General features: G+C 69.5%; 9 protein-coding genes and 2 pseudogenes. 8 read left to right on the forward strand and 3 right to left on the reverse strand.

Annotation, left to right across the window (positions count from 1 at the left end; genetic code table 11):
• The first annotated feature begins 747 nt into the window (after positions 1-747).
• The 5 genes and pseudogenes from AB0I23_RS10985 (at position 748) to AB0I23_RS11005 (ending at position 6,307) form a co-directional block, all read left to right on the forward strand.
• Positions 748-2,610: a CocE/NonD family hydrolase gene (locus AB0I23_RS10985; protein WP_359108908.1), complete on the forward strand. Its 1,863-nt coding sequence runs from the start codon at positions 748-750 to the stop codon at positions 2,608-2,610.
• Positions 2,611-2,744: 134 nt separating this feature from the next.
• A pseudogene (locus AB0I23_RS10990) lies at positions 2,745-3,086 on the forward strand (carbohydrate kinase family protein); the annotation flags it as partial.
• Between the two features lie 88 nt (positions 3,087-3,174).
• Positions 3,175-4,587 (forward strand): extracellular solute-binding protein, encoded by a 1,413-nt coding sequence (locus AB0I23_RS10995; RefSeq protein ID WP_359108910.1) that lies wholly within the window; start codon positions 3,175-3,177, stop codon positions 4,585-4,587.
• Positions 4,584-5,486, forward strand: a complete 903-nt coding sequence (locus tag AB0I23_RS11000; protein WP_359108912.1) for a carbohydrate ABC transporter permease — start codon at positions 4,584-4,586, stop codon at positions 5,484-5,486. The genes AB0I23_RS10995 and AB0I23_RS11000 overlap by 4 nt, the downstream gene beginning before the upstream one ends.
• Positions 5,483-6,307 carry a carbohydrate ABC transporter permease gene (locus tag AB0I23_RS11005; RefSeq protein ID WP_359108914.1) on the forward strand — a complete coding sequence of 275 codons (825 nt, stop codon included), beginning with the start codon at positions 5,483-5,485 and terminating at the stop codon, positions 6,305-6,307. The genes AB0I23_RS11000 and AB0I23_RS11005 overlap by 4 nt, the downstream gene beginning before the upstream one ends.
• 68 nt (positions 6,308-6,375) lie before the next feature.
• Here the strand turns inward: AB0I23_RS11005 and AB0I23_RS11010 are convergent, their stop codons facing one another.
• Both AB0I23_RS11010 and AB0I23_RS11015 read right to left on the reverse strand, forming a co-directional pair.
• The gene (locus tag AB0I23_RS11010) at positions 6,376-7,290 is read right to left on the reverse strand and encodes an RNA repair domain-containing protein (protein ID WP_359108916.1); all 915 of its coding nucleotides are present in this window, start codon (positions 7,288-7,290) and stop codon (positions 6,376-6,378) included.
• 314 nt (positions 7,291-7,604) lie between these two features.
• Positions 7,605-10,151, reverse strand: coding sequence for a hypothetical protein (locus AB0I23_RS11015; protein ID WP_359108918.1), 2,547 nt, complete (start codon positions 10,149-10,151; stop codon positions 7,605-7,607).
• 1,084 nt (positions 10,152-11,235) lie between these two features.
• Here AB0I23_RS11015 and AB0I23_RS11020 point away from each other — a divergent pair.
• Together AB0I23_RS11020 and AB0I23_RS41660 are read left to right on the forward strand one after the other, a co-directional pair.
• The gene (locus tag AB0I23_RS11020; protein WP_359108920.1) at positions 11,236-12,171 is read left to right on the forward strand and encodes an ATP-grasp domain-containing protein; all 936 of its coding nucleotides are present in this window, start codon (positions 11,236-11,238) and stop codon (positions 12,169-12,171) included.
• Between the two features lie 383 nt (positions 12,172-12,554).
• Positions 12,555-12,869, forward strand: a pseudogene (locus tag AB0I23_RS41660) (ATP-grasp domain-containing protein); the annotation flags it as partial.
• A 424-nt stretch (positions 12,870-13,293) separates the two neighbouring features.
• Here the strand turns inward: AB0I23_RS41660 and AB0I23_RS11030 are convergent.
• Positions 13,294-13,728, reverse strand: a complete 435-nt coding sequence (locus tag AB0I23_RS11030) for a VOC family protein (RefSeq protein WP_359108924.1) — start codon at positions 13,726-13,728, stop codon at positions 13,294-13,296.
• Between the two features lie 360 nt (positions 13,729-14,088).
• On the opposite strand from AB0I23_RS11030, the gene AB0I23_RS11035 reads away from it, so the two are divergent.
• Positions 14,089-14,421: a trypco2 family protein gene (locus AB0I23_RS11035; RefSeq protein ID WP_359108926.1), complete on the forward strand. Its 333-nt coding sequence runs from the start codon at positions 14,089-14,091 to the stop codon at positions 14,419-14,421.
• Positions 14,422-14,437 lie beyond the last annotated feature (16 nt).

Raw genomic sequence — 14,437 nt, forward strand, 5'->3', positions numbered from 1 at the left:
CGCCTCCTTGTCTCTCTGCGCCTCGTTGATCCGACGACGGTGGGGTCGGCTCCGGCTTCGGGGGCTGCTTGATAGTGGGCAAGTCGTCGCTCGCTCGGCAGGGTTGTGGGTCATGCGGGTTGTGTGGCCGAGGGTGACGTCGTCGATGTCGTCGAATCCGCGGTTCGGGTCGCGGAGTGCCTGTAGGAGTGCGTTGGCGCGGGGGCGGCGCTGCCACGGCAGGGAGCGGCTGTGGCCGATGTCGAAGTATTCGGTGACGATCTGGGCCCCGGCGGGCTCGATCAGGGCGGCCATCATCACGAGCCTCACTGCGGGCGGTTTACTCCCGGCGGCACAAGCCGCTCCCGCGTCGGTTGCTACGAGTGCCGTGTCGGGCAAGCGTCGGCCGTGCTGTGGGGGAGGGCGCGCCGGACGGCCGAACGCCGGTCGGACACCGATCACATGCGACGACCCTGCCCTCGGGCGCGCCCGGGCTCCGTCACTCTACGCGCTCCCGTGAGTCGCCGTGATCAGCCCCGGTCGGGACATCTGCGGCCACACCAGCAACACGTCGCTCATACCGCTCTGTTGACGCGTGCCAATGGTGATCATAGGCTGCCTCGCCGTCGGCTCCGGCGCGCACCCGGAATCCGGATTCCGTCCGTCTGCGCGCGGCCGCCCCTCGTCGACCCATCGACGGCGGGTCCGGGGTCGCTGCCCGACAGCGCCACCTGCACCGCCCCGTACCGACAACTCCAGGAGGAGCAAGTGAGAAGACGTTGCGCGGCCGCCTGGGCCGCCTCAGCCGTCATCACCACCTTCGCGTTGACCGGCACGCTCGCCGGATCCGCCGCCGCAGCGCCCGGCGCGACATCCGGGTCCGCCACCGCAGCGCAGGTCCGCTCGGAGGTGGTGGCCACCGCGACCGACCCCGTCACGCACGAGGAGAACGACCGCGTCCCGGAGGGCTCGCTCTGGACGGAGCACTACTTCCCTTCCTCGGACGGCAGCGGGGTCGAGTTGCACGCCGACGTGCTGCGCCCGGCAGACCTGCCGGCGGATGCGAAGACGCCGGTGATCCTGTCGGTGGGCCCGTACTTCTCCCACGCGGGGGAGAGTTCTCCCGCGGGGTGGGACCGGGTCGGGCCATCGGCGCGCTTTCAGGATTTCATCGACGGCGCGCGGCTCATGGAGCGTGGATACACCTTCGTGATGGTGGACCTGCGCGGCTTCGGCGGCAGTACCGGGTGCCTGGACTTTCTCGGCCCGGGGGAACAGGCTGACATCAAGGCGGCCGTCGAGTGGGCAGCGAGCCAGCCGTGGTCGACCGGCAAGGTCGGCATGTACGGCAAGTCTTACGACGCCAACACCGGGCTGGCGGCCAATACCCTCAAGCTCAAGCCTCTGCGGGCGATCGTTTCCCAAGAACCGACGTGGAACAGGTACAACTACCTGTACAGCAACGGGGTGCCGCGTTCCAACGTGACCAGCACCCCGCGGGGTTACTACTCGATCGCGACGATGGCGCCGCTGGCCGATGACAGCGACCACTACCTGGCGAACGCGGGGTACGAGAAGAACCATCCCGAGTGCGAGAGTGACAACCTCACCAACACCCAGAACCCCGACCCGAAGTCGCCGTTCTGGCGTGCCCGCGATTTCGCCTCCCGCGCCGCCGGATCCCAGACGCCGCTGTTCGTCACGTCGGGCTTCATCGAGGACAACACCAAGCCCGAGCAGATGCAGAAGTACCTGGCCAACCATCAGGGTCCGCAACGCGGTTGGATCGGCCAGTGGGAACACGTGCGCGGTAACGAGACCAATGCCAGGGGCCAGCTCAAGATGGGACGGGCGGGCTGGTTCGACGAGGTGATGCGGTTCTACGACCAGTACCTCCGCGGCATCGAACCGTCGGTGACCGACCCAGCGTTCTCCCTCGAGGACAGCCTCGGTCACTGGCGCGCCCAGCCGACCTGGCCGGTGACCAACGACTCGTACAAGGTGCGGCTGGCGCCCGGGCAGTACGTCGACGACGGCGGCAAGGTGCAGAAGGCCGCCCTGTCGATGACGGCGCCGGAGTCTCAGGGCTGGGACATCGAGTACGCGCCGGAGGCCGGCTCGCTGACGACTGACCAGACGAGTGCGCTCAGTGCCGACGCACCTGCCAACAGTTACTGGACCTGGGCCACGCCCGCCGCTGAGCAGGTGCGGATCACGGGCAGCCCGGAGATCACGCTGAAGACCAGGGGGCAGGGCAACGTTTGGGCACGGCTGTGGGACGTCGCTCCGGACGGCAAGGCGACGATGTTCAACGAGAACGTCGCACTGCTGGAAAGCAGCGGAACAACCTCCTTCGCCCTGAAGGCGACGGACTGGACCTTCGAGCAAGGGCACCAGCTGGGGGTCCAGATCGGAACCATCACCTCAAACGGCTGGCGGAGCGTTCCCTCGGGTGAGACGGTCACGGTCTCCGACGCGCGGCTCGCCCTCGAGGTGCAGGACCCGCGGTTCGACTCGCCGACCCAGGGTGACCGCTCGCCGTACCTGGACACGTACGTGAGGGCGAACACCACCACGCTGAACAATGTCGGCACCCCCACCTTCCCGCTGAGCATCTCAAAGAACGGATGACCTAGCGGCTGCCCGGCACCGGCCTATGCGGTTGCTGGGCAGCATGGCGTATCGCGTGGCGACGGTGATCAAGGTTCAGGCTGAACGACTCATGGCGCTGAGGTCTGCGGCCCAGCACGTTCAACGCGGCACGCACGGCGGAGGTACCCGGGGTGCCGGTGCGGGCCATGGACCCGACGGGCGCGGGCGACGTCTTCCTCGCAGGCTTCATGACGGGAATGCTCGCCGGATGGCCGCTGGCCGACCGGCTGGCCTTCGCCAACCTCACCGCCGCCCTGTCCGTGGAGCACTTCGGCGGCTCGCTGGCGGCGCCGGGCCGGCCGGAGGTGGCCGCCTGGTGGCAGACGGTGCGCCGGCTGCACGGCTCGGGGGAACTGGCCCGGCGCTACGCCTTCCTGGACGAGCTGGCGCCCGCGGGGCCGGCCGCCGGGCCGCGGCTGCGCGCGGTGCCGACCATCGGCTTCCGGGACGAGTGAGCCCGATAAGACGTCCGGAGAGACGTCCGGAGAGACGTCCAGCGAGACCCCAGTGAGACGAGGAGTGGGAATGCGAGGAGTTCGCGCGATGCGACCGCGTACCGGCACACGACGCGACAGACGGAGCGTGCTGCCGGCCACCCTCGTCGCCGGCCTGACGCTGCTGGCCGCCGGGTGCGTACCCGGCACCGACGGGTCGCAGGCCGGCCCGGCGGCCGGGGCCGGGAGCACGGCCGTGCCGGATCCGGCGCGCGCCGGCAACGTCACGCTCACCGTGTGGGACCAGGAGACCCGCGGCGGCACGAACGGCGAGATCGAGCAGCTCAACAAGGAGTTCGAGAAGAAGTACCCGAACGTCCGCATCAATCGGGTCTCGCGGAGCTTCTCCGACCTCAAGACCACCCTGAAGCTTGCGATATCCGGCAACAACCCGCCGGACGTGGTGCAGGCGAACCAGGGCTATCCGGACATGGTGTCCTTCGTCCAGGCCGGGCTGCTCGCCCCGCTGGACACCTACGCGGGCATCTACGACTGGAACACCCGCTACCCCACCACGCTGCTCAACCTCAACCGGGTCTCGACCGACGGCCGCCGCTTCGGCACCGGCCGGCTCTACGGGATATCCCAGACCGGCGAGTTCGTCGGCGTCTACTACAACAAGGACGTCCTGGCGAAGGCCGGCGTGAAGCCACCGGAGACCTGGGGGGAATTCACCGCGAGCCTCGGCACGCTGAAGAAGAAGGGCGAACTGCCCGTCCAGTTCGGCAACCTGGACAAGTACCCGGCGATCCACACCTTCGGTGTGCTGCAGGACCAGCTCGGCGGGGCGCAGGCGCGCGACACGGTCCTCGGCCGCGGCCGGGGCTTCGACAACGCGTACACCAAGGACGCCGCCGCCACCCTGGCCGACTGGGTCAAGAAGGGCTACCTGCCCAAGGGCGCCAACGGGCTCGGCTACGACGACGCCGCCAAGAAGTTCGCCGGCGGCGACGGCGCGTACCTGATCACCGGCACCTGGCTGCAGGCCGACCTGAAGAAGGCGATGGACGGCAGGCTGGGCCTCATCCCGCCGCCGCCCGCCAAGGCCGGCACCACCCCGATGACCACTGGCGGCCAAGGGCTGGCCTGGTCGATCTCCTCGCGCTCCAAGCACCCCGAAGTCGCCGCCGCCTACCTCGGCTTCATCACCAGCACGCACGCGGCGGACGTCATGACCGAGCACGGCGTACTGCCCGCGCTGCCGGGCCGGGCCGCGGCCCGGATCGACCCGGAGAGCAGCGAGGGGCAGATGATCGCCGGCTGGCGGCGGCTGACCGCCGGCGACGGCCTGGTGCCGTACCTCGACTACGCCACGCCGAGCTTCTACGACACCACGTCCAAGGCGCTGCAGGACCTCATCGCCGGCCACAGCGACCCCGAGAAGTTCGCGGCGTCGCTGCAGAAGGACTACGGCAGCTTCATGAAGAAGCAGCGCGGCGGCAACACGGCGGGGTCGAAGTGACCCCTCTCCGCGACCGCTACCGCCGCCGCGCCCCCGGCGAGCCGCGCGCCGTCGGCTACCTCTACGTGCTGCCGGCGCTCGCCCTGTACGGCGCCTTCCTGCTGTACCCCTTCGGCCAGTCGGTGTGGCTGTCGCTGCTGCACTGGGACGGGCTGACACAGGCCACCTGGGCCGGATTCGGCAACTACACCGATCTCTTCACCGATCCGAACCTGCGCGCGTCGTTCGTCCACGCCCTCGTCCTGCTGCTGTTCTACGCCGCCCTGCCGGTGGCCATCGGCCTGCTGCTGGCCGCCGTGATGTCGCGGATCCGGGTGCGGGGCATGACCTTCTTCCGCACCGTGCTGTTCCTGCCGCAGGTCCTCGCCATGGTCGTGGTCGGCGTCGCCTGGCGTTCCATCCTCGCCCCCGACGGCCTGCTCAACGACACTCTGAAGGCCGTCGGCCTCGGCTCGCTGACCCGGGCCTGGCTGGGCGACTACGACTGGGCGCTGCCCGCGGTCGGCGCCGTCGGCACCTGGGTGGGGACCGGGCTGTGCATGGTGCTCTTCCTCGCCGGCGCCCAGCGCATCCCGCGCGAGCTGTACGAGGCGGCGCGGATCGACGGGGCGGGCGCGGTACGCGAGTTCCTCAGCGTCACCCTGCCCGGCCTGCGGGCGGTGATCGCGGTGGCGCTGACCCTCACCATTGTGGCGGGGCTGCGCAACTTCGACCTGATCTACATCACCACCAGCGGCGGTCCGGGCAACTCCACCTCGGTGCCGGCGTACGAGGTCTACCACCGGGCCTTCGAGACCAATCAAGTCGGCTCCGCGGCTGCCGTCGGCGTCGCCCTCACCGTCCTGATCTTCGCACTGACCGTCACGGTCTCCCGGCTCGTCGAAGGGCGGCGGTCGTGATCTCGCGCACCGAACGCGGCGCCACGTACGCGATCCTGACGGTCTTCGCCGTCATCTCGCTCACCCCGGTCATCGGCATCCTCTCCACCGCCTTCGGCCGCCAGGGCGCGCTGGGCACCGGTTTCTCACTGCCCGAAGGCGGCCTGCACTGGGGCAACTTCGCCGACGCCTGGACCCGTGGCCACTTCGGTACGTACCTGGGCAACTCGTTGCTGGTGACCGCGGTCGTGGTGGCGGCGACGGCGGTGCTGGCGATCCTGGCCGGCTACGCCTTCGGCGTGATGCGCTTCCCCGGCTCGACGCTGCTGTTCTACCTGTTCGTCCTCGGCCTCACGCTGCCGCAGGAGTCGCTGGTCGTCCCGCTCTACTTCGACCTGCGGTACGTGGAGCTGACGGACACGTACTGGGCGCTGATCCTGCCGCAGACCGCCCAGTCGCTGGCCTTCGGCGTCTTCTGGCTGCGCTCCTACTTCCGCGGCAGCGCCCGCTCCGTCATCGAGGCGGCCCGGATGGACGGCGCCTCCACCTGGACCACGCTGTGGCGGATCCTGGTGCCGATGGGCCGGCCCGCCATCACCACCATGATCGTCATCACCTTCATGTGGACGTGGAACGAGTTCCTCATGGCCCTGGTGATGATCAGCAACGAGTCCCTGCGCACGGTCCCACTGGGCCTGGCCTTCTTCCAGGGCCAGCACACGGCGGACACGTCGCTGCTGGCGGCGGCGTCGGTGCTCATCGCGCTGCCGGTGGTGGTCGTGTACGTGGCGCTGCAGCGCCGCTTCATCGAGGGCATGCTGACGGGCGCGGTGAAGGAGTAGGGCCGCCGCAGCCGACGGCGTACGTCGGCGCCGGACCAGGCGGTGCTTTGCTCCACCTGGCCTTGGCCTCACCTGTCGGTGATCTCGGAGAGCCATGCCGTGTCCTCCGGGCCCGGTGCTTCGAGGCCGGGCGCGGGCAGCCGGCGGACCTCGCCCGTTCGCAGGGCGACCGTGGCCCGTGGCCGCATCGGCCCGTCGCCCCTGCGGGAGAGCAGGACGAGTTCCCAGACTGTCGCCGTCATGGCGTCGAGCCGGATGGCGCAGTCGGCGGTGACTCGCCGCGGATCCCGGGTCCGGCCCAGGGACAGATGCGGGGTGAAGTTCTTGGCGGGTCCACGACAGCGCGGGAACCGCTGCTGCAGTACGCGGTGCAGGTCCGCCCACGGCGCCTTGCCGGCTGCCGTCGGGTCGAGCCACACGGTGAAGTACGCCCTGTGCCGGAAGGTGCGCACCCCGTCCAGCCGGGCGGTGAAGACCGGCGTCTCGGCCGTCGCGGCGGCGAGCAGCGGGGCAGCCCGCTCGAAGTCGGATTCCGGCACGAAGCCGAAGAGCACATTGACGTGCGGCGGCCACCGGTGGATCTGCGGATCGTGATCCCGGCGGATGTCCTGGATCGGCGGCCACAGCTCCGCAGGCGGGATCCAGGCCACCGCCGTGCGGGCCGTCGGGGACACGTCGAGGACGCCGACGGGCTCGCTCCTGCCGGAGCTCGTGTCGAAGCTCAGGTCCGCTTGCGGGTCCCGCACCCGGCCGGCACCCGACGCGTCGATGCGATCCACGCCCGTGGCCCGGTCCCAGACCACCTCGCCGTCCGCCTCGATGAACACCACCCGGTGCCACGGGATGTCGCCCCCGGGCACGAAGGAAGGCAGCGGGATGCGTTTGACGGCATCCCCGCGCTGGCTGACCCCCAGCACGAACCGGGCCGGGTCGAACCGCGGGTCCCAGCGGACCCGGTTATAGATCTCGTCGCTGGTTCGCATCACGCCTCCTCTCCCACCTTCACACCCTCTCTTCCTCCAGGGTGCCGCCCACCCCGTCCTCGACGGTTGTTCCGCTCGCACCGCGACGCATCAGGCGCGGTGCGTGATGGTGCCGGCGTATGCCGAGGCGAGTCGTCTCGTCAGGATCGGCGATCGGCGTGGGCAATAGGTGCAGCGGGCGACCGTTCGCGATGCCCTGATGGGGCCGATGGGAGCCGAAAGCGGCCCCGTCCCGGAGGGGAACGCGGCGGCCCCTGTCGGCCGAGCGGCCGACAGGGGCCGTGTGCCGGACCCGGCTTCCCGGGCCCGGCCGGTCACTTGAGCGTGACCACCAGGGTGGTGGGGCCCTCACCGCTCGGCGCGGAGACGATGACCTCCTGGCCCCGCGGGGTCGTGACGGTCCGGTACGCCACGGGGTGCCCGTCGAGCGTCACCGAACCGATCCGGGAGCCCTTCGGCACCACGTGGCCGATGGAGAGCTCGGCGTCCAGATCCCGGGCGACCTCGGTGGTGAAGGTCTTCCCCGCGTGCTGTGCGCGGACGTCGACCGACCCGTTCGCCAGCCGGATGTTGCTGCCGGCGATCCGCTCCTGGCCGCTCGGCACCTGCGGGACCACCGAGAGCCGGCCGCGGCCCAGGTCGGGCGAGACCCCGAGCTGCTGGTGCACCACCGGCCACAGCACGCCGTACGCGCCCCAGGCCTGCAGCGCCATCGAACGCTCCGTGAGGGGACGCTCGATGTTCGCCGGCGCGTCCGGGCTCGGCGCGATCTCCGGCATCGCACCGGGCATCTCCCAGGCCGAGGGGTCCAGCTGGATCCGGGCGTTCGCCGTCGTGTAGCGCTGCTGTTCGTCGCGGCCCAGCCGGCCGTAGTTCCCCTCTGCGACCGCCATGATCGCGGTGTTGAGGGAGTAGATGGCGCGCTCGCTCTGCACGGCGGACACCGCGCTGTCGCAGGACGGGCCCTTGTTGCCGCCCTCCGCCGAGGTCGGGCCGGTTCCGGTGTGGTAGAGCCCGAACTCCCCGGAGTAGCAGTCCTCCTGCCGCTTCTCCAACGCGGCCCGGCCGTGCTCGGACGAGGCCAGCGGGAGCGTGGGCCGGCCCGGACGGACCATCTCCGCGTCCATCGGGGTCACGCCGATCCAGTGGCGCTGCACGATCGGGCTGTTGTCCGCATCGTTCAGCGAGTCGCCGTACTGGTCGGTGTCGCCACCGGCCCACCAGGTCTTCTCGAACCGCCGCTCCAGCTCCTCTGCGCGCTCCGTCGCCCATGCGGCCGTCGCGGAGTCGTGCTTGCTGCGCGCCATGTCCGCGAGGTCGCGGAGGCCACGGGCGGTGTAGACCGCGTTGTCGAGCTTCTCCTCGCCCATGCCGGCGCGCTCGACGTTGCCCAGGCCCTCAGGCCATCCGTCGCCGTCCTTGTCGAGCGTGCGGTAGATGAACTTCATGTTCCGCACGGTGAAGTCGTACAGCTCGTCGCGGAACGCGTCGTCCCCCGTCCAGCGCCACACCAGCGCGACGGCGCTCGGGAACTTCGCGGTCTCGTCGGTGTTGCCGGGGTTGTCGTTGGCGCCGTAGTAGACCGAGCCGTCCGGCGTCACCTCGTGCACGACCTTGCCGCTGCGCCTGTTGACGGTCTCGCTGACGTCCTCCAGTGCCCGCAGGTGGGCCTTGATGTTGTCGAACTCGCCCATGGCCACGGCGGCGAACGCGGTGTACTCGCCGTCGGTTCCGAACAGCCACGGGTAGTCCGGCCAGCCGGCCCCCAGCCAACGGGCGGACGCCAGCTCGCCGGCTGGTGCCGGGTACTGCCTGCCTTCGTCGACGAGGCGCAGTCGCAGGCCGTGGGACTCCTGCGCGGAGTCGGCCAGGTTCTGCTTTGACCACTCCACGCTGCGCTGGAGCAGCTCGTCGCCCGGCAGCTCGACCGACGTGCGGGCGGCCACCGCCCGGCGCTCGGCGATCTTCTTCTCCAGCAGCTTCTCCGGGTCGGCCAGTGCCCGGTCGTACTGGGCGCGGGCCTTCTCCGGACCCTCGTCCGAGCCGGCGACCGCGAACCACAGCGTCGTCGGCGCACCGGCCTTCAGCTCGACGCTGTAGTTCAACCGGCCGCCGGTGCCCTTGCCGGCCTCGGTGTCGTCGCACTTCCTCGGCGCGTCACCGGTGGCGGGGCAGATCACCGGGTTGCTCTGCGGACCGCGGTAGTCCGGGCCCAGTTGGTGGGACTTCGGTGTCAGCCTGCTGCCGACGACGGCCGCGTAGTCGTGCGCGTCGGCGTTGGGGACGTCCGGGGTGCCCTTCTCGCGGAAGAGGAGCGAGTTGCCGGAGTAGGAGCCCTTGTCGCGGAGGTTGAACTTGAGCTGGTCCGGGTTCGTCCAGCCCCAGGGGTAGGAGTTCATCAGCTCCGAGTGGGCGTCGACGGCGAGCGTCACCTTGGAGTTCCGCTCCGCGGTGAGCGTCAGCCCCACCAGCCCGGCGCGCAGGCCGTCCGGTGCGAAGTCCGTACGGCTCGCCCTGACGCCGCCGGTCGCCGCGTAGTCGATCCGGGTGTAGCCCCAGCCGCTGGTGAACTTGTCGGCCTTGGCCCCGTCACCCAGCCATGAGCCGTTCAGGCCGAACCACATGCCGTCGAGCAACTTGATCGGCTGGGTCCACATGCCGCCCATCTCTCCGCGGATGTGCCAGCCGGCAGCGGGGTAGAGACCGTCCTCGGTACCCATGGAATAGAACCGGTCGCCGATGGTGACCGCGCGCCGGTCGGCCAGACGGGTCGTCTCCGACAGCTCAGTCAGGCGCGGCAGTTCGGCGCGGACCTCGCGGTCGGGCTGTGCGTTGGCGGGAACACTGAGCGCACCGGACATAAGGGCACCGGTGGCCGCCAGTAGAAGTGCTGTTCGTGGCCGCATCTTCACCTCGAGGGGATTCTTCTGTCGCCGCCGGTCCGTCCTGACCTGCGGATGTGCGGGAAGGGAAAGTACAGAACGCGTGATGGCGACAGTCAACTAGTGCGGCATGTGCTCGTCAATCATGGAGCAAGGGTCAATTGGGCCCGCTGGTAAGGACGTTGCCAGGGAGCACAAACGGCGCTGTTCCCGCTGACGGCGGCTTCGGCGGACAGCCGACGACAGAAGGGGCCGGGCCGATGAACCCGCGCCCTTCTGCGATCCGGCCCGCCTGCCGGGCGGTCATCCTCGGGGCCGGACCGGCCAAGGAACACCATCGGCAGGCACCGCTCGCCGGTATCGGCTTCCTGCAGTGAACCCTTGCTGGTCGGCAAAGTCGTCCTCCTCGGCTGACCGGCGTCGCAGGTGCGGGCCGGAATGGCGCTCCGCCTCCGGTGACAGGCCGGTTCGTCGGCGGCCTGATCGTGGCCAGTGAGGGGCACCGCCTGCTGCTCGCGATGGGGGCGGCTGGTCGTCACGTACGAGGGGTTCACAACTGCTGAGCAAGCACATCGTTGTGGCGAACATGGACACGATGCGGTGAACGGTGTGACGAGCTGCGGGTATGCCCGGCGGGGTGTGCGTAACGTATTCGGTGCGATCCGGGACGCCGGGTGTGGCGTCAGCAGTCGGGGCCCCCGTGTCACCAGCGAGATGGTTCGGGGCCTCCCCGACACGACAGCTCGTCGCGAGCGCTCGTGACCCCGGGCGTTTTCGCTGTTCGACGCGTGCGCGTCACGATGTCTGCCCAGGAAGGGACCCGTACTTCCGCACGTCCGTACTCCGTGACCCGATAGTGGACTCGGCCGGTGCGACGCCATCCACTCCATGGCCGCGCCCTACGAAGATCTGTTTGGATGAGGGAACGCATCATCAGTAACACCCGGCCGATGTTGCTTAGGGGCGAGGGTGACGTAGCGTTGCCCTTTTGGCGGTGTTCGGAGGAGCATCGCGAGGCATCGTTGTGCCCTCATCAGTCATGGGGGTACCGAGGGGTATTGGGATGAAGCTCTGCTTCCTCGTCGAAGAGCTGTACCGGCATGACGGCATGCCGCTTGACGTTGCCCGACGACTGTCGTCGTGGGGACACCAGGTGGACGTGGTGCGCCCCGGCAGCTCGCTGCTGCGGATTTCGGAAGAGGTGCGGGCGGGGACCCATGACGCCTGGGTGCTCAAGACCGTGTCCGGCGGCCCCGGGCTCACCCTTCTGGAGGCCGCGGCGGCCGTGGGCCTGACTACGGTGAACGATGCGCGGTCGATCCGTGCCGTGCGCGACAAGGTCCTCACATCGGTCATCGCGCGGCAGCACGGGCTACCGGTTCCGGTGACCTATTCGGCACCCAGGGCCACACTGTTCGCGGATGTCCCCGACGAGCTCTTCCCCCTGGTGGTCAAGCCCGCCGATGGCAGCTCGGGGCGGGGGGTGCGGTTCGTGCCGGACCCCGGGCGCCTGGCGGAGGCGGAGCAGGCGGGGGAGGGCCAGCTGATCGCACAGCCCTACGTGCCCAACCCCGGTTCCGACCTGAAGGTCTACTGTCTCGCGGGCGAGTTCCACGCGACCTTGCGACGTTCCCCGCTTCACCCGGACGGGCCGGTCGAGGAGGGAGTCGTCCCCCTGCCCGCCGAGGTGGCCGCGGCGGCGGCGAGGGTGGGAGCGGTCTTCGGACTCGACCTGTACGGCATCGACGTGGTGCTCGGCCCCGACGGCCCCGTGATCGTCGACATCAATGACTTTCCGAGCTTCCGTCAGGTCCCGGACGCCGTATCCAGGTTGGCCGGCGCCGTCCTCGATCTGGCAAGGGCGGGTGGCAGCGCCCGGACGGGCGTACTCGCCCCGGCTCCGCGCATTCCCTCCCAGCCGCTGATCCCCTACGGACAGCCTCACCCGCACCCCGAAGCGGACATGCTGGCGGCTGTACCGGGAGTCGCCCAGATATGAGGGTGTGTCTGCTGACCGACAAGCCGGATCATCCGCTGCTTGCCGCAGCCTCTTCCGCACTGATCGAGGCGGAGCACCAGGTGACGTTCCTGAACCCGGACACCGGGACCGGATCCCCGTCGGAACTGGTGATCCCGGACGATCTCGCGGACGTCTACCTGCTCAAGGCCCATAACGCCCGGGCACTGGAGCTTGCCCGTTTCCTCGAAGCACATGGTGCCCGGGTGGTGAACTCCGCCGCTGCGACGGAGCTGTGCCAGGACAGGAGCCGGATCGCCGCCGTGGCCGAAGGCGCCGGCCTGCCGATGCCCCGGACCAGGACCCTGGACGCGCTGTCCGAAGCCCTCCCCGGAGCGGAGCGGCCGGAGAACGGCTATCCGCTCATGGTGAAGAGCCGCCACAGCCGGCGCGCGGACCTGGTCGCCCGCGTGGACGGCCCGGCCGAGCTCCGGGACCTTGCCGCAAAGTGGCCCGACGAGCCTGTCGTCCTGCAGGAGTTCGTCGCGAACAGCGGCTGGGACCACAAGCTGTGGGTGATCGCGGGAGAGGTGTTCACGGGGGTGCGCCCCGCACCGGTGGGCGCCCCGCCGGACGGTGCGCTGCCGGCGGCACTGGTCCGTGACCTGCCGCAGGACTGGACGGCAACAGCCCTTCACATGGGCGAGGTCTTCGGCCTGGACGTCTACGGTGTCGACCTGCTGGACCGCGAAGGAACGCCCGTGGTCGTCGACATCAACGCCTTCCCGGGCATCCGCGGGCCGAAGGGCGCCCCGGCCGCGCTGGCAGCCCTGGCGCTGCAGCGTTCCGGTTTCGCGAGGCGGCGAACCAGCGGCTGTGGGACACCCTGTACGGGATGCTGAGCGTAGGCCGGCGAGCGGTGCTGGACTCCCTGTCGACCGTGCCGCCCGGCGCCGCCAGCAGGGTGCCCAGCAGTGTCCGGATCACCCTCAGTTGGTCGTCGTTGATGTCGTTGACGCGGTCGGCGCCCACCCCGCACCGGTCCCTGCTCATGGACACCGAAGGGTGGTTCCGGATCAGGACCGTTGGCGCGCCGCGGGACGGCGACCCTCGTGATGGCGAACTGCACCAGTCGACTCACGAAGGTGCCACGTTCGCGGCCACTCAGTCGAGACAGAACTCGTTGCCCTCGATGTCCTGCATCACGAGGCACGACTCGTTGTCGTCATCGGCAAGCAGTAGTCGCACGCGTACCGCGCCGAGCGCGACCAGTCGAGCGCATTCGGCCTCAAGTGCCGCCAGGCGCTCTTCACCCACGAGCCCGGTGCCGACCCGCACGTCAAGGTGCACCCGATTCTTGACGACCTTGCCTTCGGGAACGCGCTGGAAGAACAGTCGCGGGCCCACACCGGAGGGATCCATGCATGCGAACGCTGAACCCTGACGCTCAGCCGGCAGTGCGCGATCGAAATCGTCCCAAGTAGTAAACCCCTCCGGTGGCGGCGGTACGACGTACCCCAACACCTCGCACCAGAAACGAGCGACGCGCTCAGGTTCTGCGCAGTCGAAGGTGACTTGAATCTGCTTGATCGATGCCATCGGCCCATCGTAGAGGCGGGGTCTTTCATCGTCTCCACGGGTCCCACCCCTGGCTAGGTTGTGGCGCATGCGGCCGACTCTTGGCGACGGGTGTGACCTTGAGCCGTGGGATGACGATCCTGACAGTGTCCCCACTGGAGGTGGTCCTGGCGGAATTCGGGAACGCCGCATGCACGCAAATGAGTTGTAGCCAATGGCCACGCAACTGGACGGGGTACTCGTATCCATGGAAGTGCCCGTGTTGGGAATCGTGACACCGGAAGCCGGACCAAGTTCCATGTGGGTACGGTGAGTTGCGAGGGCATCCCAGCCCGGAAGGCGTGCGCAGGGTGCCAAGACGCGGGAGCAAAGGGGCGGGGCGTGAAAGAGATCGAACTGGCGGATGCGGTGGCGGCAGTGCGGGACGAACTGATGGCTGCTGCGGCGCGCGGGGCGGGTGCGGATCTGGCGTTCCTTGTAGGGCCGGTGGAACTGGAATTCGCAGTGGAGTTGCGGGCTGATGCCAAAGCGAAGGCGGGTTTCAAGGCGTGGGTGCTGAGCGGCGAGGCAGAAGCGGCGGTGGCACGGGGCCGCACGCACCGGGTGATGGTCACGCTCACCCCGCAGCGGCCTGACGGTGGCGACTTGTTCGTCCACGGCGGTGTCGGCCGCGAGCCGGGGCCGGGGGACGTTTCCGCGCACCTTGAGGACTGAGCACAACTGCGGCACA

This window comes from Streptomyces atratus (genome assembly GCF_040655115.1).
In the GTDB taxonomy this organism is placed as follows: domain Bacteria; phylum Actinomycetota; class Actinomycetes; order Streptomycetales; family Streptomycetaceae; genus Streptomyces; species Streptomyces atratus_D.

Bases quoted from the DNA above. Each gene is read 5' to 3' on its own strand.
- AB0I23_RS11015 (WP_359108918.1), bottom strand. From the start codon at position 10,151: ATGTCCGGTGCGCTCAGTGTTCCCGCCAACGCACAGCCCGACCGCGAG.
- AB0I23_RS10995 (WP_359108910.1), top strand. From the start codon at position 3,175: ATGCGACCGCGTACCGGCACACGACGCGACAGACGGAGCGTGCTGCCG.
- AB0I23_RS11020 (WP_359108920.1), top strand. From the start codon at position 11,236: ATGAAGCTCTGCTTCCTCGTCGAAGAGCTGTACCGGCATGACGGCATG.
- AB0I23_RS11010 (WP_359108916.1), bottom strand. From the start codon at position 7,290: ATGCGAACCAGCGACGAGATCTATAACCGGGTCCGCTGGGACCCGCGG.
- AB0I23_RS11030 (WP_359108924.1), bottom strand. From the start codon at position 13,728: ATGGCATCGATCAAGCAGATTCAAGTCACCTTCGACTGCGCAGAACCT.